Consider the following 21,675-nt stretch of genomic DNA (forward strand, 5'->3'; position numbering starts at 1 on the left):
CGACCGGCGTCGTGAGGCTGCTCAGCCGCGCTGTCCGCCCGTGTACGGTCGGAGATACCAGGCCCGGGAAGTCCCGGTCAGGTGGCCGATCACCGGCCTGGGGCGAGTGGCAGGTACGCCGGGCGCCTGCCACGGCCAGAAGACGGCGCGCCCCCGGGACCCGATTCGCCGTCTCACGCGAGGCGTTGAGCACCCGTCACACGGTCATAAACTCACGTGCTCACGGGCTCCAAGATTCCTCTCCTGTCCGTGATCGACCCGAAGCGTTCAGCCGTCTCATCGGTCCCCGGCCTGAACAGAGCCAGAAAATGCCCGGCCGTGGTGATCGCCACAGTTTCGCGGCAGATGTCGAGCCGCCCCAGGTCAGGATGGGCGAGTGTCTTGCTCGTCGAGCCGAACCGCCCGACGCACATCTCCTCCCAGAGCTGCGTGAATTCGCTGCTGGCGGCCTTGAGGTCCGCGATGAGCTCGGTCGACGTAGAGTCACGACCGCGAGCCGCCCAGGTGGCACGGATGCTGGCGACGAATTCACGCCCTGCCTCCTCTTCATCGTTGAAGAAGATTTCGCTCCGCGACTCCGGCTCCGTGAACCACCGCCAGGCCAAGTTGGCCTGACGCCCCCGCCTCTCAGCCCACGCCCCCGTGACCGCGACGGAGAGCGCGTTCTGCGCGAGCACGTAGGTCAGGCCGTCGGCCACAGTCGCGGGGATTGCGGTGATCGATTCGAGCAGGAAGAGCGTGCCCGAATCGACGCGGCGGTTGACTCCGGACTCGTCCGCCGGCGGGTAGCCGGCCAGATTGAAGAGATACGCCCTTTCATCGCTGGTGAGCATCAAGGCGCGGGCCAAGTTGGCCAGGAGCGTCTGCGAGGGGCAGCCGGAGCGCCCCTGTTCCAGACGCTCGTAGTAGTCGACCGACAGGTTTGCCAGCAAAGCGACTTCGGCTCGGCGGAGCCCCGGGGTCCTGCGGCGGCCACCCGGTGGGAGTCCGGCGTCGATCGGCCTCAACGCCTCCCTGCGTACCCGCAGGAAGTGTCCCAGCTCGTCGAAATCCACCTCGTGATCCTCGATTCATGGTCGAGACGCAGTCGTGCACAGCGTGTCCCGTCGGGGACGAACAGCCAGACAGATGGCGCGCCAGGCGCGGGGGTGCCCCGGTCGACGGAACAGGTGCCCATTCGCATACGCAGGGCGCGATGTGAGGCGCACGGGTGCGTCGTCGGGGTCCGGACATGCTCCCGGCACGGCGTCCGTGCCGGTCAGGTTGGTGTGCTCCTTCTGCACACCAACCTCTGACGCCCTGTCTCTCTTTTAATTAAAGAGTCTTCGAAAGCTCTGCGTCAGACTTGCAATCAGGCACGGACCTGTCAAGGTGGACCCCGGCGCAGTGGCAGTCATGTGACATTGAGCGCCCGGCGAAGCAGCAGGAGTTGGCCATCGGTCCGCGTACGCGATCGGCACGCCCACCAGGTTGCTCGACCCCGAACTCGTGGTGTTCTCAGGGCCATCGCGGCGGTGGGAGACGTACTCGTCCCGGCGCTGCGGCAACGGCTGGCCGGGGACTCACCCCGCGGGTTCCCCGCCTCCGGGCCCTGCCTGTTCCCGACCAAGAGGTGATCACAGGAGCCGTGCGACTGGCCCTCGGCACCGCGGAGGCCGGCCATGTCAACGCCCTGCCCCCCTGCTCCCGGCCCTGTGAGCCCGGGATGCCTAACTAACCTCCTGGAATGGTCCCGCCGGCAATGACGAAGCTCCGGCCTTGGCGAATTGGGTGCGTTGCAGATTGGTTTTTCCGGGAACCGCCGTGACATTCCGGATTTAAATGTTCGTTCAGCGGACCCTCTCCCGCACAAAGGTCCTGCTCTGGTTTACTTCCGTGAGGAGTTTGTGCTCGGGGGCGAGGCGGCAGACGGCGCTGTCCGCGGGCCGACCGAAGGCGTTCGACTCGAAGTCGAATGCGAAAGGGACGCACGAGAGGATGCAGCGTTGAGTGACTCGCAACAGGAGAACGTGAAACGGCGCTTCCGAGCCCGAATTGTCGACGCCTTGACCACGACATCACGTCAACCCGGTGAGCAATCCCGTACAGCAGTCAAGATCGCAGGCGCGATAGCCGTCCTCGCTCTGGTCGCGGGAGGCGCACTGGGATTGGGCGCGTGGCGGAGTTACCACGACAGTGGCCACTCCAAGAACGTCGCAGATTCTTCGAAGAAGCCCTCGCGTTCACCATCGGCGAGCCGCAGTGGGTCATCCTCGACGTCCGGAGGCGACGACAAGTCGCACTCCACGGGCGGCCAAGACGACTCACCTTCGTCCGAGGACGGAGGGCGAGGAGGGAAGAAGGCAGGCGGGACGGCGGCCAAGGGGTCGGTCACGTCGCTGCTGCCGGACCCGTCGAAGAGCGGCCAGCCCAAGAAGGCCTCTCCGAAGTCCGCCAAAGCCGCACACCAGGACCTCTCCCATATTCTGATGCAGAATGCGGCCACCAGGAGGTGCGCCGCCCCTCTCCATAATAAATACAAGACGATCAACGCGGTCGAGCAGTTCTCATGCCACAAGTCCGGCGACTCGTATCAGTTGTGGAACATGAGCGTGGTCAAGACCCGCGGGGGGCACGACCTCATCACCATTCGCAATGCCCATTCCGGAGCATGCTTGGATCTGCCCGGAAAGAAGTCGGTATCCAGCAAAGCCGTAGTGCAGCAAGGTTACTGTGGCGGCCCAGGTAACCAGCTGTGGTGGATTGACCCGACGAAGGACGGAAAGCAGCTCATCCGCAACTATGCGAGCCATTCGGCCTGCCTCCAGATAGGCAAGGTGAAAACACCAGACAAAGTGGGACTGCCGCTCCACGTCGGGAGCTGCGCCGTCGGGCAGAATAACCGCTGGCTGTTCGCCCAGGGATAGCATTCCCGGCGGCCGAGGTCGTCGCGACGCTGATCGACGTCGGCACGACGCGCACCACGCCGCTCTCTGCCCTCGGCGTCTTCGTACGTCGTGCAGAACCCGGTCGCTGGAGCCCGGGGTGGCGCGCCGCGGGCAGCGGGGGGCCGTTCGGAACGGGGGAAAAATCGCGGCCTTACCGCGCCCGTCATACATCCATCCGACGCGATTCCCGAGGTTGTGTATTTGTACGAGACCGGGCTCGCACGCTGTGACATCTGTTCATGGTGCCGGGGCTCTGACGGGGCCTAGCTTCTAGTCACGCGCCGTTCCCGCGCCGGGTGGCCCCGGCGCTCCCCGGCCAGCCGTACGGGCCGTATGAGCTGCGCACGCCGTACGAGCGGCACGGGCGGACGTGCCCAGGGGGCGCCGGCATCCGAGCGGGTGGCCGCACATGTACCCGTGTCAACCCGCCCATCGTGCCGACCGATTCGGGTGCGTACATATCCAGAGCCGCTCCCCTTCCAGCCGGTGGTGGCGCGGCCGTGCCGGGCCACCACGCACTGCGACTCGTCCTGAACCCGCATGAGGAAGGGCCATGAGCACCTCACGCTCCGGCAGCGTCTCGCACCGCGAGCCGCGCGCCCCCGAGCCCGCCTCTCGGCGCCCGACCCAGCACCCCACCCGTTCCAACCGCGCTGCCACCGCGGCACATTGCTGATCCCGTGCAGCGGCTGCCGCGACTTCCGTCGCGTTGAGCGCACCGGCCGACGGTCCTCGGCGACCGGCGTCGCCAGAAGCGTCCTGCCCGTCACAATCACAATCGCATGATGTGGTCCGGAGAAATCAGCGCATCATATGCGAATTCCCAGAAGTCCATGTGCCCGATGGCCAGGTTCACGTGCACCCGATTAACCGTCGGCGGCAGCAGCCGGAACTCGCGATCCAATTCCTGGTCCTCCTCTTCGCACAGATCCTGCCTCCTGGTCGAGACCGCGAGCAGGGCGTGCTCCCCCTTCATCGTGGCGGCGTCGGCCATGAACACGACTTCGAGCCCCGGGTCGCCGGCGATGGTCGACAGCACCACCTCATCCGGGCGCGCCTCGGCGAATGCCCGGTCATCGACCACGTGGGTGCGCACTTCCCTCTCCTCGTCGGGCTGATGGAGCAGTTCGACGACCGCCCGCCACTCTTCGTCGTCCGAGAAGTCCGTGCGCACGACGAGGGCCTCGCCCTCGAAATAGCGATCCGTGCGGTCGATGACGGGGCGCGTCCTGACCGGCTCCGGGGGGAGGCGCACGCCGTGCCACGCCCACACGGCAAATCCGTCTGGATAGGCGAGGGCGGGGCCGGTCTCGCAGTGGAGCCGGGCCTGCCCGTCGCGGTGCAGCAGCGTGGGGCGCTCGGTGAGGATGACAGCGTTCTCGAAGGGCCACCACCGCCCAGCCGACCGCGCGACCCGCATGATGCCGGCGAGCCGGCCAGCTTCCGCGACGGAGCAGTGCGAACGGAAGTAGTCGTAGCCCGCAAGCCATTCGGCGTCGTGCTGGCCGACGACGGAAACGGGGAATCCGGGCCCGAGATGGTCCCCGATCTGAGCCCGTACCTGATCCCCCACCAGATGCCAGATCTCACACGCGGAGAGCCGGTCCTGGACCTGAGCCCGGACTTCGTCCTCGACCTGGGTCCTGACCCGGTCCAGGACCTGGCCCAGGATCTCTGTCCATAGCCGGTCGTGTACCTGAGCCCCGGCCTGCTCCCTGAGGTCGGCCCCGGTCCCGCCGGGAATTTGGGCCCGTACCTGATCCTCGACCTGGGCCCACGTCCGGCCTGGGACGCGAGGATGAGGCTTCTCACCCGACAGAATCCAGGCCCCCACGGCTCCGGCCAGGGGCGAGTCGAGCCAGACGAATGTCGCCGGAGGCTCCAGGCCCGCCGCACGGTAGGCATCGGCGACACCTGCCTCGGCCTCGGCACGGTCGGCTGGGCCGGTCGCGAGGCCGTGGGCGCGCCACTCCTCCCCGACCGACTCCAGGGCGTGTAGTTGGACTTCGGCAAGCTCGCGAATCTTCACAGCGGTCGTCCTTGTGTTCCGGATGGTTGGGCATTAGGTCAGGGTCTGCGGTCCGCTCCCCGCCTCCCGACGGGGAGCAGCTCAGGTCTCGCTGAGTCGGAGACCGCCCCAGAAACCACCGAAGCGCCCTTCCGGGGGGAAAAGGGCGCCGGCGGAGCAACGACGGACCCCTGCGGGGGTATCCGGATCCGCATCGCTACTTCTGGATCGGCCAGGGGCCTCACAATTCGACGGGTCTCTGCGGAAATTCCTATGATGGCCTTCCCACTCTCCCTCCCCACAGCAGGCGCGGCCACCCGGCGAATAATTCCATCGGATCGTCCGCAATGCGCTACCGGATCGCGGGCCGCATAAAGCCTTGCACGCCTCCCGCCAGCGAACTCAGCCGAGTCGGGCAGCCGCTCCGCGATCCCGTCCAGGGCAGTCCAGGACGGAACCAAGGATTCACAAATTCAATTCAACCCGCAAGCGCCCTGTGAGGGATTAATATGGAGGGGCCCCGGAAAAAACGCGGGCCTCAACGGCCGAATCTCCGTTCCTGACAACTCAGGAGAGTTCACAGCCACGATCATCCCCGTAAAGGGCTGCGGCCAACTCAAGCGTCACGTGCTGGCTGCTTTCCTGAACCAGCGGCACACGAAGAGATTCCTGAAGAACATCGAGACGGACGCATCCAACGGGGCGCGTCCTCGTCCACTTCAGATGAAGCAGGGCAAGTTGGCGACGGTCCATCGGTTCGGGTTCCGCGTCTCCGGCTCGTCGAGCGTGATCATCAGGTCGGCGACCTGAACCAGATCGCGGTGTGACATGCCAGCAGTATGGCTCGCGGATCGATTGCAAGTCGATATCAGCTTCCTAACGGACGCGTACCAGGCCGGAGTGAAACTCCGAAGGTGTCCCTTCTCCGCGACCGACGGACCGGTTCGCTGAGGTGCCGGCCGGGGCCGTCCTTGGGCGTACGGGTGGCGCTACGCGGCGATCACACGCCGCCCAGGTGGAACGCGGACCGGCCGATGGAGAACGAGTTCCCGGGCCGACCTACTTGGACTTGATTCGTCCGACCGGGGCGGGGTCGGTCGTAAGCGCCTCGCGCGCGGCCTGCCAGGCGTTGTCGCCGGGGTGGAGCTGGGTGCGAAGGTAAGCCGCGGCGAGCCGCGCGAGGGCGGCGACTCGCTCGGGGTTCTCGTCCGTGGTCTCGGCAGCGTCGTATCCGGATACCCCGCCGAGTCCGTGCTCCGCGTCGAACAGCGTGAGCAAGGTCTTCGGGCCGGGGGCGAGGGTGTAGGGGTCCGCGTGGCAGTTCAGGAAGCCTTCGCGGCCGGCTCCAGGATCGCCACGCATTCCAGGTGGTGCGTCATCGGGAAGAGGTCGAAGGCGCGCAGGAAGCGCGGCACGTAGCCGGCTTCCTTGAAGTAGCCCAAGTCCCTTGCCAGCGCCGCCGGATCGCACGCCACGTAGCCGATGCGGCGTGGCCCGAGGCCGGCGATGTGGCGCACGGTCTGCTTGCCCGCGCCCGCGCGCGGCGGGTCCAGCACGACCAGGTCTGCCTCCGTGATCCCTGTGCGGGGCAGCACGGACTCGACCTTGCCCTGCTCGATCCGGACCCGGGGGAAGTCCGCCAGGTTGTGCCGGGCGTCCTCCACCGCGCGCTTGGACGACTCGATGCCGAGGACGGCGCCGCTCTCGCCGATGCGGTCCGCCAGTGCGCCCGCGAAGAGCCCGACACCGCAGTACAGGTCGATGGCCATCTCCCCCTTGCGCGGGGTGAGTCCGCGCATCAGCGCGTCCACCAGCAGCTCCGGCGCCTGCGGGTGCACCTGCCAGAAGCCGCCCGCGCCGATGCGCCACGTGCGGTGGTCGGCGCGCTCCCGTACGAAGTCGCGGCCGTGGACACGGTGCAGGTTGCCCTTGTCGCTGCCGCGCTCCCCCACCCTCAACACCGAGACGGGCCGGTCCAGTTCGACGATGGGAAGGCGTCCGCCCGGCTTCGGTGTGAGCACCACCTGCCGGTCCTGCGAACCGGTGGCGGCGGTCGCCTCGATGCCCGCGATCTGCGGCCACTCGCGTCCCTCGACGCCCAGCTCCTCGATGGCCGGAGAGGCGATCAGACAGTGGTCGACGGGCTCGACCTCGTGGGAGCGGTGCCGGCGCAGCCCGACGTGTCCCTCGTCGTCGACCGCGAACTGCACACGCGTCCGCCACCCCGGCACCTCGCCGGCGGGCACCTTGTCCCCGGGTGCCGGTTCGACGGTGCCGTTCCAGGAGACGTCGTCCGGGGTCAACTGGGCGAGACGCCACAGCTGTTCGGTCAGCACCTCACCCTTCAGGCGCCGCTGCGCGCCCGGCTTCACGTGCTGCCAGTCGCAGCCGCCGCACCGCCCCGGCCCGGAGAAGGGGCAGGGAGCGGGGATGCGGTCCTTCGCGGCCTCCAGCACCTGTACGGCGTCCGCGCGCAGGAAACGCGAGTCCTCCCGCCCCTCGGTGACGCGTGCGACGACGCGCTCTCCGGGGAGCGTGTGCCTCACGAACAGCACCCGCCCCGCCTCCGTACGGGCCACGCAGTGCCCGCCGTGTGCGACGGGGCCGATCTCGACCTCGTACTCCTCCCCGACGAGCGTGGGGGCGGGAGCGTCTGCGGGGGCATCGGGCATGGCGGGTGAACTCCAGAGGTACGGAATCGCGGCTGCGGGCCACGGATCGTGTGCGGTCGGGCAGCCCGCGCGGAGCCGCTCGACGGCGGTGCGAGCGCCGGCACGGAACCGGTCCGGGGCCGACCGTGCAGTCTACTTCCCGTTCCCGCCCGGCTTCTCGCCGCTCGCGTTCCCGCCGTTCTTGTTCCGGCCCGCGCGCCCCGCTCCCGGTCGCGCCGCCGGTCCCCGCCGCACCGCGCCCGGCGCGCTCCACTCCGCGCGCTTCCTGAGGCGCTTGCGCGCCAGTTCGGAGGACTCCAGCTGCCAGGGCACCGAGGTCACCATGACGCCGGGCGTGTAGAGCAGCCGGCCCTTCAGGCGCAACGCGCTCTGGTTGTGGAGGAGTTGCTCGTACCAGCGGCCGACGACGTACTCCGGGATGTAGACGCTGACGAGGTCCCGGGGATTCTCCTTGCGCAGCCGCTTGACGTAGTCGATGACGGGCCGCGTGATCTCGCGGTAGGGCGAGTCGAGGATCTTCAGCGGTACGTCGATCCCGGTCTCCTCCCACTCCCTGCGCAGCTGTGCCGTCTCCTGCGCGTCCACGCTGATGGTGAGGGCCTCGAGCGAGTCCGAGCGCATCAGCTTCGCGTACGCGAGCGCGCGTAGCGTCGGCTTGTGGGTCTTGGAGACGAGCACGATGGAGTGCACGCGGGAAGGGCGTACGCGCTTCTCGTCCGGGTCGTCGGCGACGAGTTCCTCGGCGACGAGGTCGTAGTGGCGGCGGATCGCCGTCATGACGCCGTAGAAGAGCAGCATGCCCAGCAGCGAGACCCAGGCGCCGTGCGAGAACTTCGTCACCAGCACCACGACGAGGACGAGCCCGGTGAAGAAGGCCCCGAACGCGTTGATGGTGCGGGAGCGGTGCATGCGCCGGCGCGCGGCCTGGTCGTACTCCTGGGAGAGCAGCCGGTTCCAGTGCCGGACCATGCCCGTCTGGCTGAGCGTGAAGGAGACGAAGACGCCGACGATGTAGAGCTGGATGAGGCGGGTCGAGTCGGCGTCGTAGATCACGACGAGTATGGCTGCGGCGCCCGCCAGCAGCACGATGCCGTTGGAGAAGGCGAGGCGGTCGCCGCGGGTGTGCAACTGCCGTGGCAGATAACGGTCCTGGGCGAGGATCGAACCGAGCAGCGGAAAGCCGTTGTACGCAGTGTTGGCGGCCAGGAAGAGTACGAGGGCCGTCGCGGCGGCGAGGAAGACGAACGGCAGGGTGCCGCTTCCGAAGACCGCGGCCGCCACCTGTGAGATGACCGGGTTCTGGGCGTAACCGGAGCCCGCCGGCTGGCCGTTGATGAGCAGGTCCGTGGCCGGGTTCTCCGCCATCTTCACGTCGGTGGCCAGCGCCAGGACGATGATGCCGCAGAACATCACGGCCGCGATGAGCCCCATCATCGCGAGGGTGTTGGCCGCGTTGCGGGACTTGGGCTTGCGGAAGGCCGGTACGCCGTTGCTGATGGCCTCGACTCCTGTGAGGGCCGCACAACCGGAGGAGAAGGCACGCAGGAGCAGGAAGGCGAGGGCGAACCCCGCGAGCCCGCCGGTGTGTTCGGTCCTGATCTCGAAGTCGGCGGTGGGTGCGCGCATCTCCTCACCCAGCACGGCCCCGCGTATGACGCCCCAGCCGATCATCACGAAGACGCCCGCCACGAAACAGTAGGTGGGGATGGCGAAGAGCTTGCCCGACTCCCGTACGCCGCGCAGGTTCATCAGGGTCAGCAGCACGATGGTGATGACGGCGACGAGGGTCTTGTTCTCGATGATGAACGGCACCGCCGAGCCGAGGTTCTCCACGCCGGAGGAGATCGACACGGCGACGGTCAGCACGTAGTCGACGAGCAGGGCGCTGGCGACGGTCAGGCCGGCCCGGCGGCCCAGGTTCGTGGTGGCGACCTCGTAGTCGCCGCCTCCGGAGGGGTACGCGCGGACGTTCTGCCGGTACGAGGCGACGACCGTGAACAGCAGCACCACCACGGCCAGGGCGATCCACGGGCTGAAGTGGTACGCGGAGATCCCGGCGATGGACAGGACGAGGAGAACCTCACCCGGTGCATAGGCCACCGACGAGAGTGGGTCGGAGGCGAAGACGGGCAGCGCGATCCGCTTCGGCAGCAGTGTTTCCGCGAGCCGGTCGCTGCGAAGCGCACGCCCGAGCAGAAGTCGCTTCGGTAGATGGGTCATCCTGGGCACGGGGAGGATCGTATGCGGTCAGCCGTGCGATCCTGAGACGGCCCGCTGTATGTGACGAGAGGGACGGGCGTGCATGTTGTGATCATGGGCTGCGGCCGGGTTGGCGCTGAGCTCGCGCAGGCGTTGGAGCAGCAGGGCCACACCGTCGCGGTCGTGGACCAGGACCCGACGGCTTTCCGCCGCCTGGGCTCGGGCTTCGGCGGACGCAGGGTCTCCGGCGTCGGCTTCGACCAGGACACCCTGCGCGAGGCCGGCATTGAGGAGGCGGGGGCGTTCGCCGCGGTCAGCAGCGGTGACAACTCGAACATCATCGCGGCAAGGGTCGCACGGGAGATGTTCGGCATCGAGCATGTGGCAGCACGCATCTACGACCCGAAGCGGGCCGAGGTCTACCAGCGGCTCGGCATCCCCACGGTGGCCACGGTGCGCTGGACGGCTGACCAGATGCTGCGCCGGCTGCTGCCCTCCGGGGCGGAGCCCCTCTGGCGGGACCCCAGCGGGGGTGTGCAGCTCGCAGAGGTGCACACGTCCTCGAACTGGGTGGGCCACCGGGTCAGCCGACTCCAGGAGGAGGCAGGAGTCCGGGTCGCCTTCCTCACCAGAGTGGGCGAGGCGATGCTGCCGACCTCGGAGACGGTTCTGCAGGAGGGCGATCTGGTGCATGTGATGATGCGCTGCGATCAGATCGACGAGGTGGAGGCCGTGTTCACGACAGGCCCCGAGGAGGGCCGCTCGTGACCGGCGTACGCACAGCGAACAGGGGACTCGGCCGATGAGGGTGGCTATTGCGGGCGCCGGTGCAGTGGGCCGCTCGATCGCGGGCGAGCTGCTGGAGAACGGGCACGAGGTGCTGCTCATCGACAAGGCGCCGACAGCGATCTCGGTGGAGCGCGTGCCGCAGGCCGAGTGGCTGCTGGCCGACGCCTGCGAGATCACCTCGCTCGACGAGGCCGCGCTGGAACGCTGCAACGTGGTGATCGCGGCCACGGGCGACGACAAGGTCAACCTGGTGGTCTCTCTGCTCGCCAAGACGGAGTACGGCGTTCCGAGGGTCGTCTCACGCGTCAACAACCCGAAGAACGAATGGCTGTTCAACGAGTCGTGGGGCGTCGACGTCGCCGTCTCGACGCCGCGGCTGATGTCGGCCCTCGTCGAGGAAGCCGTCAGCGTCGGTGATCTGGTGCGGCTGCTGCGCTTCTCGCAGGGCGACGCGAACCTGGTCGAGCTGACCCTGCCGCCCGAGGCCGCACTGGCCGGGACGCGGGTGGGCGACGTGACATGGCCCGAGGACACGGCTCTGGTCACCATCATCCGCGGCAACCGGGTGCTGGTGCCGGACAACGATGACGCGCTGGAGGTGGGCGACGAGCTGCTGTTCGTGGCCGCCCCGGCGCGTGAGGAGCAGCTGGAGGACCTGCTGTCGGTGCGCGGCGGCGGTTAGGCCCCGTCCGAGAACAGTTCAGGGGCCTGGTCGCCGCACACCGGACGCGCCGCGAGCGCCCGTCAGCGGCGGTGCCGTCCGCTGTGACCGGGCGCCTGGCCGCCCGTACCCGGGTCGTCGCGAAGCCGTTCCGAGTCGGCGAGCAGAGCGCGTGAGGCCTCGTCGGCGAACTCCCCGCCCATGGCGTCGAGCGTCCTGCGCTGGGCCTGCTCCTGCTTCTCCCGCTCCTCGCGCTCCTGTTCGGCCTTCTCCTCCGCCTCCATCTCCGCGATGACGTTGATGGGGGCGGGCGCCTTGGCGAGGAAGATCCACGTCAGATAGACGGCCAGAAGGAATGGCGGGATCTTCAGCGCCACCGTCACCCAGCCGAACCTCGTGGTGTCGCCCCACAGGTACAGCGGGAAGAGGACGGCGCACTTGCCGAGCAGGATGAGGCCCCACGCGTAACTGGCCTTCGTGTACGCCTTCTTGCGGCCCGGGTTCCTCTTCCGCCAGGAGAGGTTCTCCTTGAAGACCGGCCCCAGCACCAGACCCAGCAGGGGCACGCCGGCGGCCGCGGTGATGAGGTACGCGAGCGCCAGTCCGAGCGTGTAGAACATGCCCGGCAGATAGAAGTCCTTGGCGTTGCCGGTCATCATCGCGAAGAGCACGCCGATGGCGACGCCGAAGACTCCGCTGAAGGCGTGCTTGACGGTGTCACGGCGGATCAGCCGTGTCACGCCGAGGACGGCCGAGATCGCGAGGGCGGTCAGCGCCGCGAAGTGGATGTCCTTGTTGATCGTGTAGATCGTGATGAAGACCAGGCCGGGAAGGGTCGTCTCCACCAGCCCGCGGACTCCGCCGAAGGCTTCGAAGAGCGCGGCTTCCGTGACGGCGCGCGAGGCAACCGCCTCTCCGTCGGCCCCGGTTCCGGATTCCGGGCCTGTACCGGTCCGTGCTCCGGCTCCGTCAGCGGTCGGCTTGTCGAGGGGGGTCACCCACTACTCCTGTCCGAGGGGTCGCAACTCGTACTTGGGGTTGAACATCACCGGTCGGCCGTGGTTCATCGAGATCCGCCCCCATGCGATGAGACCGCGGCCGGGTTCGATGCCCGCGATGGCACGGCGGCCCAGCCAGACCACGTCGAGAGCGGCGGACCCGTCGAACAGCTCCGCCTCCAGCGTCGGCACCCCCGCCCGGGGGCGCAGGGTGACGGTGCGCAGCGTACCTGTCACCCGCACGATCTGACGGTCACCGCAGGCAGCGATGCGGGTGCAACCGGTGCTGTCGGCCTCCTGCTGGAGCTCCTGCGAGTGCAGTTCCTCCTCCGACGAGGACAACCGCTCCAGGAAGCGCTTGAACCGCCCGCCTCCGCCCCGCTCTGCCTTGTCTGCTCGGGTGGCGCCACTCATGGTGCCAGCGTACCGGTGAGACGCCCCTGTGACGGCGGCCGATGTGCCTAAGGGACAAGGGCGCACGGGCCAGGCGGCAGGCGGCAGGCGGCAGGCGGATCACTGCAGCAGCGCCGGGCGGACCGCCCCGCATGCGACGAGCCGCCGACGGCCCGCTCCGGGCGGGCACACGCGGCGGCTCGTCGTACGTCTGCGGATCTCCGGGTCAGCGCACCTCGGTGATCTCGGGGCCGCGCTGCAGCTTGTCGAGGCCGCCCGCGAAACGCGAGCCTTCTTCGACGGTCTCCTGCTGGACACCGTCCGGCACCATCTGGGCGTCCTCCGGCAGCTTGAGGACGATCGGGTCGCGGGGCGCCATCGGGGACTCGCCGCGCACGATCACCGTGTCCTGGAAGACCTGCTCCAGCAGCCCGCCCATCTGCGGCTGCACCGCGCCCTGACCGGAGATCACGCCGCGCAGGAACCAGCGCGGGCCGTCGACGCCGACGAAGCGCACGACCTGCACCCCGTTCGTACCGTCGGGGAGCTGCACCGGGACCTGGGCGCGCAGTTCCCAGCCCAGCGGGCCCTCGACCTCGTCGATCACACCGCCCTGCTTGGTGATGCCGGTCGCGATCTCCTCGCGTACCTCTTCCCACAGGCCCTCGCGCTTGGGCGCGGCGAAGGCCTGCAACTGGAGGGCGCTGTCCTGGACGACGAGCGTGGCCGCGACGATCGACTCGCCGGCGACCTCGACACGCAGTTCCATGCCCTCCACGCCCGGCACGTACATACCGCCGAGGTTGACCCGGCCGTTGCCGGGGTCGGTGACCTCGGTCACGTCCCAGGGACCGTCGGGACGCGGCGCCGGCGGAAGCTTCACACGCGTCGCGTCCGCGTCGACGGAGCGGGAATCATCCGGAGCGGCGTCCTGCTCGTGCGAGCCGAAGTCGTCCGAGGTGCCCTCAGGCTCTTCGCTCTTCTTGCGACGACGTCCGAACACGTCACTGTCCTCTCAGGTCGGAATGCCGGTCGGCCCCGACCGGAACGTAGTCATTCTGATGTGCGGCGGCCTGGCTGTGACCGCCTGTGGAGCCGAATCCCCCCGCGGCCCGCGCCGAGCCCGGCAACTCCGCCACCTCGTGGAAACGCACTTGCTCCACTTGCTGGACGACGAGTTGGGCAATGCGGTCGAGACGCTCGAACCGCACGGTCTCGCGCGGATCAAGATTGGCCACGATCACCTTGATCTCTCCACGGTACCCGGCGTCGACCGTTCCGGGTGCATTGACCAAGGAGATCCCGCAGCGAGCTGCGAGCCCTGAGCGCGGGTGCACGAACGCCGCGTAGCCCTCCGGCAGAGCGATGGAGATCCCCGTGGGCAGCACGGCGCGCTCGCCGGGCGCCAGCTCCGCCGCTTCGGTGGTCACCAGGTCGCAGCCCGCGTCGCCGGGGTGGGCGTAGGCGGGCACGGGGACGCCTGGATCCAGGCGCTGCAACATGACATCGACGGGCTGACGGCTCACGGGTTCACCTCGAATGCCCGGGCCCGCCGGACCTGGTCGGGGTCGGCCATGGCGGCCTTGATCTCCTCGTCGCGCCCGTGGTCGGTGAAGTGCTCCACCTGCACCTTGATGAAGAGGGCCTCGGCGCGCACTGCGACGGGCCCGTCGGGGCCGCCGATCCGGCCCGTCGCCCTCGTGAAGACCTTCCGGCCCTGAACCGCGGACGCGGTCGCGCTCAGATGAAGCACGGTGTCGACCGGGACCGGGCGGACGAAGTCCGTCTCCAGGCGCCCCGTCACCATGATCGTGTGCATGAGCCAGCAGAGAGAGCCCATCGTCTCGTCGAGGGCCGTGGACAGCACGCCTCCGTGCGCGAGGCCGGGAGCGCCCTGGTGCACGGGCCGCACCCTGAACTCGGCGGTGACGTCGACGCCTTCGCCCGCCCTGATCTCCAGGTGAAGGCCGTGCGCCTGGTCGGCGCCGCAGCCGAAACACTGCCCGTAGTGGGAGCCGAGGAGCTCCCCGGGCGTCGGTGCGTCGGGGTGTCGTTCCGCTGCGCCGGCGTCGGGCGGCGGCGTCAGCGATGTCTTCGGCGGATGGTGCCTGCCCGAGGTCTCGGGCGTGTTCCGCGGTCGGGCTGTACTCACGTGTGCAGACCTTACCGCCGAGTTGCCTCCAGGTGACGACGAAGGGACGCGGATCCCCGGTCCTGCGCCCGGCCCGCGCGTGACAGGCTGGGCGCATGGTTGCTCAGGAACGGCCTTACGACGAACGCCTCACGGCTCCCCGCTCCTGGTGGCTCATCGCTGCTCTGGTGGGCGTCGGGGGCGCGCTGACGATGCTTCCCCTGGGCGTTCTGCCGATGCTCGGCGGGCTGGCCGTGGCGGGCGTCCTCGCGGCGGTGGCGGTCAGTTCGTACGGCTCCGCGCGCATCCGTGTCGTCGCGGATTCGCTGGTGGCGGGCGACGCACGCGTACCGCTGTCGGCGCTGGGAACCGCACATGTGCTGGACGAGGAGGAAGCCTTCGCCTGGCGCACGCACAAGTCGGATCCGCGCGCACACATGTTGCTGCGCAGCTACATCAGGACCGCGGTGCGTGTGGAGGTGACGGACCCGGCCGATCCGACGCCGTACATCTATCTCTCGACGCGTACGCCGCGGAGGCTGGCCGACGCGCTCGCGGCGGCCCCCGCCGGCCCGCGGCAGACCGCAGCTGAGTGAGGATGCCGGGCGGGGCTGCGGCCGGCCGCAACAGCGGTGCGATGTGCGGTGTGTGAGGACGTCGGCTGCCGCGAGGAGAGGCTCAGCGTGAGGAAGGCGGCAGTGCGGCCCTGCCCGCCGGTCCGAGGCCGTCGTGGCCGTCGTCGTCGCCGGGCGGCAGCGCCTCCCAGCCGTTCACGGCGGCACGCAGGTCGTCGCGGATCTTTCCGGCGATCTTCTTCGTGTCCCGGCTGTTCATCACGGCGCCCACGGCCGCGCCGACCATGAAGGGCGTCAGGTTCGGCAGGTTGCGGACGGTGCGCTTGAGCAGCTGCTGCCTCAGCTCACGCTTCATCTGGCCGCCGAGGGCGGCGTTGAGCGTGGTGGGCCTGGTGACGTCGATGCCGCGCTCGGACGTCCACGCTCCGAGGTAGGCGGCCGCCCGCTGCTTCACGTTGCCGGGCGGACGGTGTCCGTAGACCTCGTGCAGCTCGGCGATGAGCTTCAGCTCGACGGAGGCGACTCCGACGATCTCGGCCGCCAGCTCGGCGGGCATCGCCGGCGGAACCGGCAGCATGGCTGCGGCGCCGACTCCGGCGCCGACGGTCGCCGAACCGCGTACGGCTCCGGCGACCAGCTTGTCCGCGATCTCCTCCGGCCCCAGGCCGGGGAACTGCTTTCGCAGAGTCTCCAGATCGCGCACCGGGATACGGGGCGCGACGTCGATCACACGGTCGGCGACGAGCCCCAGGAAGGCCCGCACCTTGCCGCGCTGGTCCGCGTCACCTCCCGTGTCGCCGCCCCCCTTGCGCGGCCACGGGAGACGGGACCGCTGACGGGACTTCGCGGGGACGGGCACGAGCGAGGTTCGCTGGTCAGGCGCTCCTCGCTCGTCGTCACGCGTTTCGTCCGCCACTACGGCAGCCCCGCTCCACTCAGGCCGCGCAGTCGCGGCAGATCGGCTGGCCGTTCTTCTCGGCGGCCAGCTGCGACCGGTGGTGGACGAGGAAGCAGCTCATGCACGTGAACTCGTCGGCCTGCCGTGGCAGGACCCGTACGGACAGCTCCTCGTTGGAGAGGTCCGCGCCGGGCAGCTCCAGGCCCTCGGCCTGCTCGAACTCGTCCACGTCCACGTTGGACGCCGACTTGTCGTTACGCCGGGCCTTCAGCTCTTCGATGCTGTCTTCGTTGACATCGTCATCGGTCTTGCGTGGAGTGTCGTAATCCGTAGCCACTTCGCTCTCCCCCTCTGGGTTTCATGGTGTCTCAGCGCACGTAACGCGTGAGAGGCCGGAGTTGTGCCCGACCTGAGGCGGAGATTTTGCCTCACATCAAGGTCTGTTACTCAATCGACACCCAACCGCGCCCCTGAAGAGGTGATCGCGTCAGTTGCCGAGGAGGACCTTAAACGGTCCCCTGCTCGCGCTGCGCGCACGCACCCCGGGTACTGCCCACGATTCCCACCTGCGGAAACCTGGATTTTCCGGTAATTCTTCCCTTACGAGGTCACCCAGGGTGGGGACCAGGAGAATCGCGTGTGTGATCGATCACAGATACGACCGGTGCGCGTCGCGGGACAAGATTCCGCATATAGCGAACCTCCGGGGTTACCCTCCCGGGCTCCGCCCCGGTCTCCATAAGGCCGGAAGGCTGCCCGTCCGGCAGGAGTACCCCTCGGCCGGCGTCTCAGACAGGGAGTACGACGCGCAGCGCAAGGCCGCCCTCCTCCCGCCGCTCCGCCGTCACCGTGCCGCCGTGCGCCCGCGCGACGGACCGCACGATCGACAGGCCGAGGCCCACGCCCTTGTCGCTGCCCGTACGGTCGCTCCGCAGGCGCCGGAAGGGCTCGAAGAGGTTGTCGACCTCGTAGGCCGGGACGGCGGGGCCCGTGTTCTCCACGAGCAGCATCCCGTGGCCGGGCAGGGCCTCGGTGGCGACGGAGACCCAGCCGCCCTCCTGCTGGTTGTAGCGCACCGCGTTCTGGACGAGGTTCAGGGCGACGCGTTCGAGGAGTACGCCGTTCCCCTGTACGTACACGGGGTGCCTCACCCCTCTCACCTCCACGCCCTTGCTCTCCGCCTCGGCGCGCACCTGCTCGACGGCGCGGGCGGCGACCTCGGAGAGATCGACGGGCTTGCGGTCGACGATCTCGTTCTCGCTGCGCGCCAGCAGCAACAGGCCCTCCACCAGCTGTTCGCTGCGCTCGTTGGTGGCCAGCAGGGTCTTGCCGAGCTGCTGGAGCTCCGGCGAGGCCTCGGGGTCGGACAGCTGGACCTCCAGCAGCGTGCGGTTGATCGCGAGCGGGGTGCGCAGCTCGTGGGAGGCGTTCGCGACGAAGCGCTGCTGCGCGGTGAAGGCGCGGTCGAGCCTGTCCAGCATGTCGTCGAAGGTGTCCGAGAGCTCCTTCAACTCGTCGTCGGGGCCCTCCAGCTCGATCCGCTTGTGCAGGTCGGAGCTGGCGACCTGGCGGGCGGTGCGGGTGATGCGGCCCAGCGGTGAGAGGACCCGCCCCGCCATCACGTACCCGAAGGCGAAGGCGGCCACCGCGAGGCCGAGCAGAGCCATCAGGGAACGCTGAAGCAGCTCGTCCAGGGCGACGGCACGCTGCGCGTCCGTGCACGCGCCGAGCCGCTCCATGAACTGCTCGCTGGGCAGCGTGCCCGTCAGGCCGGGGCAGCTGTCGGAGGTGAGCTGCGCATTGGCGTTGAGGATGCGGAAGGGGAGCTTGCTGCCCTCGTGCAGAGCCTCGGCAGCGAGCAGGTAGATCAGCGTGAGCAGCACCATTCCCGCGATGAGGAACATGCCTCCGTACAGCAGCGTCAGCCGTATCCGGATCGTCGGACGCAGCCACGGGTACGGGCGCGAGGGCTCACCCGGGTCCCAGGTGGGCTTGGGCGGCGCGGAGGCAGGGCCCGGGGTCTGCTGCCGGGGCTCGGCCGGATCCGAGGGGGTCGTCGAGGCGGCCATCGCGATCAGATCCTGTATCCGGCGCCGGGGACGGTGAGGATCACCGGAGGCTCACCGAGCTTCCGGCGCAGCGTCATCACGGTGACCCGTACGACATTGGTGAAGGGATCGGTGTTCTCGTCCCACGCCTTCTCCAGCAGCTGCTCCGCGGAGACAACGGTGCCCTCGCCGCGCATCAGCACCTCCAGGACGGCGAACTCCTTCGGGGCGAGCTGGATCTCCGCGCCGTTGCGGAAGACCTCCCGGCGGTTCGGATCGAGTCTGATGCCGGCGCGCTCCAGCACGGGCGGCAGCGGGGAGGTGGCGCGGCGGCCCAGGGCCCGTACGCGCGCGACGAGTTCGGTGAAGGCGAACGGCTTGGGCAGATAGTCGTCCGCGCCGATCTCCAGGCCCTCGACGCGGTCGCTGACGTCGCCGGAGGCTGTGAGCATCAACACCCTCGTGGGCAGGCCGAGATCGACGATGTTGCGGCAGACGTCGTCGCCGTGGACGAGGGGCAGGTCGCGGTCGAGGACGACGACGTCATAGTCGTTGACGTCGATGCGCTCCTGGGCCGCCGCTCCGTCGTAGACCACGTCGACGGCCATGGCTTCCCGGCGCAGCCCGGTCGCGACCGCATCGGCGAGCAGCTGCTCGTCCTCGACGACGAGTACCCGCACGGCACCTTCCTTCCTGGTACTGAGCCTGCCCGCACGTGTGCCGTGGGCAGGCTGGCGTGATGCTGCAATCCTGCCCCGTACCTCGGTAAATCGGCGGTAAGAGCCGCTTCGCGGACGGCCCGCGAGATTTTTCCGGGCTTGAGGTTTCTCTGAGGTTGCAAGCGGGGAGGACGAGGGGCACACCCCGCGATCACGCCCTGTAGGCGGCTAGCCACCACGACCGGAGATCCGGACGCTCCGGCTGCCGACCGTCCAGCCAGGGAGCACGTCGTGATCATGATCGACAGAACCCTCGGCACACATCCCCGTGCCACTGACCCATGACGAGGGGGCGCACCATGGACGCGTTCACTGCCGGACTCCTGCAGCGCATACAGAACACCGAGACCGACCTCAGCCGCGCTCGTGAGTCGGGCGACGACTTCCTCGTGGACGTCGAGCAGTCGGAACTGGAAGACCTGCATCGCATCGCCGCCGAGCACGGTGTGCAGATCGGCGCCAGCACGGTCTGAGCGCCCCGGGTCGCGCGGAGAGCCGCCGGCCGAATCCGAAACGCCTGTGAACTGGAATGAGCCCCGGGAGCCCCCGCCCCGGGGCTCATTCATGTGCCCGCCCCGCCCGCGCCCTGCTGCAAGGCAGGGCGTTCAGTCGTGCCAGGCGCCGAGGCGGTCGAGCAGCGGCTGGAGGATCTCGAAGACGCCGGGGGAAGCCGCGACGGCCAGTTCGCCGTCCGGTGGCAGACCCGGACGCCCTCCCGTGCGCGCTCCGGCCTCCCGCGCGATGAGGTCGCCGGCGGCCAGGTCCCAGGCGTGCAGGCCGCGCTCGTAGAAGGCGTCGAGCCGCCCGGCCGCGACGTCGCACAGGTCCACCGCGGCGGAACCGGAGCGGCGGATGTCGCGTACGCGCGGGATCAGCTGCCGCACCAGATCGGCCTGTGCCGCGCGCCGTTCGGCGATGTAGTTGAAGCCGGTGGCGACGAGCGCCTGGTCGAGCGGGGGCGCGGGACGGCAGCGGATGGGCTGGGCGTTGCGGAACGCGCCGTGGCCGAGCGCCCCACGGAAGGTCTCGCGGCGCGGCGGCGATTCGACGACGCCGATGACGGTCTCCCCCTCGAACTCCGCGGCGATGGAGACGGCCCACCCGGGCAGCCCGTACAGATAGTTCACGGTGCCGTCGAGGGGGTCGACGATCCAGCGGACACCGCTCGTGCCCTGCGAGGACGCGCCCTCCTCGCCGAGGAACCCGTCGTCGGGGCGGCGTTCGGAGAGAAACCCGGTGATCAGCTTCTCGGAGGCCAGGTCCATCTCCGTGACGACGTCGACGGAGCTGGACTTGGTCGCCGCGACCTCGAGGTCGGCGGGGCGTCCGTCGTGGAGGAGAGCACCCGCGCGGTGTGCGGCCTCCAGGGCGAGTTCGAGGAGTTCGGCCTTGAGCTGGTCGACCTGGGCGCTCACGTTTCTCCTTGCCTCGGGCTCTCGTCTGCTTCGTCGCGTGTTCCCCACCAGTGCTTCTGCTCGCGACGCGCGGCCCCTACGCGTAAGGACTGTCCGCGCCCGCCGCGGCGGGCTTCGCCGTCCTGCCCGGGCAGCAGCCCACAGGGCACACGTCGTGACCGGGTCCCAGACTGCCGACGGCGCACCGTTCGGGCCGCGCGCCACGCTCGGTGGCTGCTCGCTCCAGGACCAGTTCCCTCACAGCCGCCGTGAAACGGGGATCCGCCCCGACGGTCGCGGAACGGGCCACGGGCAGCCCGAGCGAGTCGGCCTTGGCGGTCGCCTCGGTGTCGAGGTCGTAGAGGACCTCCATGTGGTCGGAGACGAAGCCGATCGGCACCATCACGGCCGCCGGCGCCCCCTCCGCGTGCAGGGTCTCCAGGTGGTCGCAGATGTCCGGCTCCAGCCACGGCACCTGGGGCGGGCCGCTGCGCGACTGGTACACCAGCTGCCACGGCCGCTCGGTGCCGCTCCGCTCCGCGACGGCCTCGGCGACGAGCCGGGCGACCTCCAGGTGCTGCGCGACGTACGCACCTCCCGGGCCGTGGTCCGCGGGCGGTCCGGAGGTGTCGGCGGAGGAGGTCGGAATGGAGTGGGTCGTGAAGGCGAGATGCGCGCCCTCGCGCACATGGGCGGGAAGCGTGTCCAGCGCGGCGAGGACTCCCTCAGCCATGGGCACGACGAATCCCGGGTGGTTGAAGAAGTGCCGCAGCTTGTCGACGCGCGGCGGCTCGAAGCCCTCCCCTTCGAGGGTGGCCAGCGCTTCGGCGAGGTTCTCCCGGTACTGGCGGCAGCCCGAGTACGAGGCGTAGGCGCTGGTGGCGAACGTGAGCACACGGCGCCGGCCGTCGCGCGTCATCTCGCGCAGGGTGTCGGTCAGATACGGCGCCCAGTTGCGATTGCCCCAGTAGACGGGAACGTCCACCCCGTGTTCGGCGAAGTCCTTGCGGAGGGCGTCCAGCAGCACACGGCACTGTGCGTTGATGGGGCTCACACCGCCGAAGAGGAAGTAGTGCTCACCCACCTCGGCGAGGCGTTCGCGCGGGATGCCGCGTCCCCTCGTGACGTTCTCCAGGAACGGAACGACGTCGTCGGGCCCTTCGGGACCTCCGAACGACAGCAGCAGCAGAGCGTCGTAGGGGCGGGCGTCGGCGGGGGCGGCAGAACCGGCGGGGTCACCGGCATCGAGCGCATCGGACATAT

At 69.2% G+C, this 21,675-nt stretch carries 20 protein-coding genes and 1 pseudogene; 5 read left to right on the forward strand and 16 right to left on the reverse strand.

The window, feature by feature from the left end; all coding sequences use genetic code 11:
- Positions 1–212 precede the first annotated feature (212 nt).
- Complete coding sequence (locus I004_RS35450; protein ID WP_051345325.1) at positions 213–1,055, reverse strand: MmyB family transcriptional regulator; 843 nt, start codon at positions 1,053–1,055, stop codon at positions 213–215.
- A gap of 930 nt (positions 1,056–1,985) precedes the next feature.
- Here I004_RS35450 and I004_RS39590 point away from each other — a divergent pair.
- Positions 1,986–2,906, forward strand: a complete 921-nt coding sequence (locus I004_RS39590; RefSeq protein WP_158677073.1) for an RICIN domain-containing protein — start codon at positions 1,986–1,988, stop codon at positions 2,904–2,906.
- 793 nt (positions 2,907–3,699) lie between these two features.
- On the opposite strand, the gene I004_RS39595 is transcribed toward I004_RS39590, so the two are convergent.
- The 4 genes and pseudogenes from I004_RS39595 to I004_RS0122635 form a co-directional block, all read right to left on the reverse strand.
- Positions 3,700–4,956, reverse strand: coding sequence for a DUF6924 domain-containing protein (locus I004_RS39595; protein ID WP_051345326.1), 1,257 nt, complete (start codon positions 4,954–4,956; stop codon positions 3,700–3,702).
- A 1,038-nt stretch (positions 4,957–5,994) separates the two neighbouring features.
- Positions 5,995–6,252: pseudogene (locus I004_RS0122625) on the reverse strand (chlorophyllase); the annotation flags it as partial.
- A 5-nt stretch (positions 6,253–6,257) separates the two neighbouring features.
- The gene (locus tag I004_RS0122630) at positions 6,258–7,607 is read right to left on the reverse strand and encodes a class I SAM-dependent RNA methyltransferase (protein WP_028437384.1); all 1,350 of its coding nucleotides are present in this window, start codon (positions 7,605–7,607) and stop codon (positions 6,258–6,260) included.
- Positions 7,608–7,739: 132 nt separating this feature from the next.
- Positions 7,740–9,827 carry an APC family permease gene (locus I004_RS0122635; RefSeq protein WP_028437385.1) on the reverse strand — a complete coding sequence of 696 codons (2,088 nt, stop codon included), beginning with the start codon at positions 9,825–9,827 and terminating at the stop codon, positions 7,740–7,742.
- Positions 9,828–9,905: 78 nt separating this feature from the next.
- Between I004_RS0122635 and I004_RS0122640 the strand changes: the two genes are divergently transcribed.
- Both I004_RS0122640 and I004_RS0122645 read left to right on the forward strand, forming a co-directional pair.
- Positions 9,906–10,574: a potassium channel family protein gene (locus I004_RS0122640; protein WP_028437386.1), complete on the forward strand. Its 669-nt coding sequence runs from the start codon at positions 9,906–9,908 to the stop codon at positions 10,572–10,574.
- A 34-nt stretch (positions 10,575–10,608) separates the two neighbouring features.
- A complete protein-coding gene (locus I004_RS0122645; protein WP_028437387.1) occupies positions 10,609–11,277 on the forward strand; it encodes a potassium channel family protein in 669 nt (222 codons plus the stop codon).
- 62 nt (positions 11,278–11,339) lie between these two features.
- Here the strand turns inward: I004_RS0122645 and I004_RS35460 are convergent, their stop codons facing one another.
- The 5 genes from I004_RS35460 to I004_RS0122670 all read right to left on the reverse strand — a co-directional run bounded on the left by I004_RS35460 (position 11,340) and on the right by I004_RS0122670 (position 14,733).
- On the reverse strand, positions 11,340–12,254 hold the full coding sequence (locus I004_RS35460; protein WP_078511656.1) for a DUF3159 domain-containing protein: 915 nt from the start codon (positions 12,252–12,254) through the stop codon (positions 11,340–11,342).
- A gap of 3 nt (positions 12,255–12,257) precedes the next feature.
- On the reverse strand, positions 12,258–12,668 hold the full coding sequence (locus I004_RS0122655; protein ID WP_028437388.1) for an OB-fold nucleic acid binding domain-containing protein: 411 nt from the start codon (positions 12,666–12,668) through the stop codon (positions 12,258–12,260).
- A gap of 205 nt (positions 12,669–12,873) precedes the next feature.
- Positions 12,874–13,650, reverse strand: coding sequence for a DUF3710 domain-containing protein (locus I004_RS0122660; protein ID WP_028437389.1), 777 nt, complete (start codon positions 13,648–13,650; stop codon positions 12,874–12,876).
- 1 nt (position 13,651) lies between these two features.
- Entirely contained in the window at positions 13,652–14,173 is a 522-nt protein-coding gene (gene dut / locus I004_RS0122665; protein WP_028437390.1) for a dUTP diphosphatase, read from the reverse strand.
- Positions 14,170–14,733: a PaaI family thioesterase gene (locus I004_RS0122670; protein WP_028437391.1), complete on the reverse strand. Its 564-nt coding sequence runs from the start codon at positions 14,731–14,733 to the stop codon at positions 14,170–14,172. The genes dut and I004_RS0122670 overlap by 4 nt, the downstream gene beginning before the upstream one ends.
- A 161-nt stretch (positions 14,734–14,894) precedes the next feature.
- On the opposite strand from I004_RS0122670, the gene I004_RS0122675 reads away from it, so the two are divergent.
- Complete coding sequence (locus tag I004_RS0122675) at positions 14,895–15,374, forward strand: DUF3093 domain-containing protein (protein WP_028437392.1); 480 nt, start codon at positions 14,895–14,897, stop codon at positions 15,372–15,374.
- An 82-nt stretch (positions 15,375–15,456) separates the two neighbouring features.
- Here the strand turns inward: I004_RS0122675 and I004_RS35465 are convergent, their stop codons facing one another.
- The 4 genes from I004_RS35465 to I004_RS0122695 all read right to left on the reverse strand — a co-directional run bounded on the left by I004_RS35465 (position 15,457) and on the right by I004_RS0122695 (position 18,979).
- The gene (locus I004_RS35465) at positions 15,457–16,269 is read right to left on the reverse strand and encodes a hypothetical protein (protein WP_051345327.1); all 813 of its coding nucleotides are present in this window, start codon (positions 16,267–16,269) and stop codon (positions 15,457–15,459) included.
- A gap of 19 nt (positions 16,270–16,288) precedes the next feature.
- Entirely contained in the window at positions 16,289–16,588 is a 300-nt protein-coding gene (locus tag I004_RS0122685) for a DUF4193 domain-containing protein (RefSeq protein ID WP_016470291.1), read from the reverse strand.
- A gap of 451 nt (positions 16,589–17,039) precedes the next feature.
- On the reverse strand, positions 17,040–18,320 hold the full coding sequence (locus tag I004_RS0122690; RefSeq protein WP_028437393.1) for a sensor histidine kinase: 1,281 nt from the start codon (positions 18,318–18,320) through the stop codon (positions 17,040–17,042).
- Between the two features lie 5 nt (positions 18,321–18,325).
- A complete protein-coding gene (locus I004_RS0122695) occupies positions 18,326–18,979 on the reverse strand; it encodes a response regulator transcription factor (RefSeq protein WP_028437394.1) in 654 nt (217 codons plus the stop codon).
- Between the two features lie 338 nt (positions 18,980–19,317).
- Here I004_RS0122695 and I004_RS39905 point away from each other — a divergent pair, with 338 nt between their 5' ends.
- Positions 19,318–19,491, forward strand: a complete 174-nt coding sequence (locus tag I004_RS39905) for a hypothetical protein (protein ID WP_165434865.1) — start codon at positions 19,318–19,320, stop codon at positions 19,489–19,491.
- A gap of 132 nt (positions 19,492–19,623) precedes the next feature.
- Here I004_RS39905 and I004_RS0122705 read toward each other — a convergent pair whose 3' ends face one another.
- Both I004_RS0122705 and I004_RS0122710 read right to left on the reverse strand, forming a co-directional pair.
- A complete protein-coding gene (locus I004_RS0122705) occupies positions 19,624–20,433 on the reverse strand; it encodes an inositol monophosphatase family protein (protein WP_028437395.1) in 810 nt (269 codons plus the stop codon).
- Between the two features lie 76 nt (positions 20,434–20,509).
- Entirely contained in the window at positions 20,510–21,673 is a 1,164-nt protein-coding gene (locus I004_RS0122710; protein WP_028437396.1) for a ferrochelatase, read from the reverse strand.
- Positions 21,674–21,675: the final 2 nt, after the last annotated feature.

Source organism: Streptomyces sp. TAA486, from assembly GCF_000426165.1.

Bases quoted from the DNA above. Each gene is read 5' to 3' on its own strand.
- I004_RS0122690 (WP_028437393.1), bottom strand. From the start codon at position 18,320: ATGGCCGCCTCGACGACCCCCTCGGATCCGGCCGAGCCCCGGCAGCAG.
- I004_RS0122635 (WP_028437385.1), bottom strand. From the start codon at position 9,827: ATGACCCATCTACCGAAGCGACTTCTGCTCGGGCGTGCGCTTCGCAGC.
- I004_RS0122630 (WP_028437384.1), bottom strand. From the start codon at position 7,607: ATGCCCGATGCCCCCGCAGACGCTCCCGCCCCCACGCTCGTCGGGGAG.
- I004_RS0122645 (WP_028437387.1), top strand. From the start codon at position 10,609: ATGAGGGTGGCTATTGCGGGCGCCGGTGCAGTGGGCCGCTCGATCGCG.
- I004_RS0122710 (WP_028437396.1), bottom strand. From the start codon at position 21,673: ATGTCCGATGCGCTCGATGCCGGTGACCCCGCCGGTTCTGCCGCCCCC.
- I004_RS0122675 (WP_028437392.1), top strand. From the start codon at position 14,895: ATGGTTGCTCAGGAACGGCCTTACGACGAACGCCTCACGGCTCCCCGC.
- I004_RS0122655 (WP_028437388.1), bottom strand. From the start codon at position 12,668: ATGAGTGGCGCCACCCGAGCAGACAAGGCAGAGCGGGGCGGAGGCGGG.
- I004_RS39905 (WP_165434865.1), top strand. From the start codon at position 19,318: ATGGACGCGTTCACTGCCGGACTCCTGCAGCGCATACAGAACACCGAG.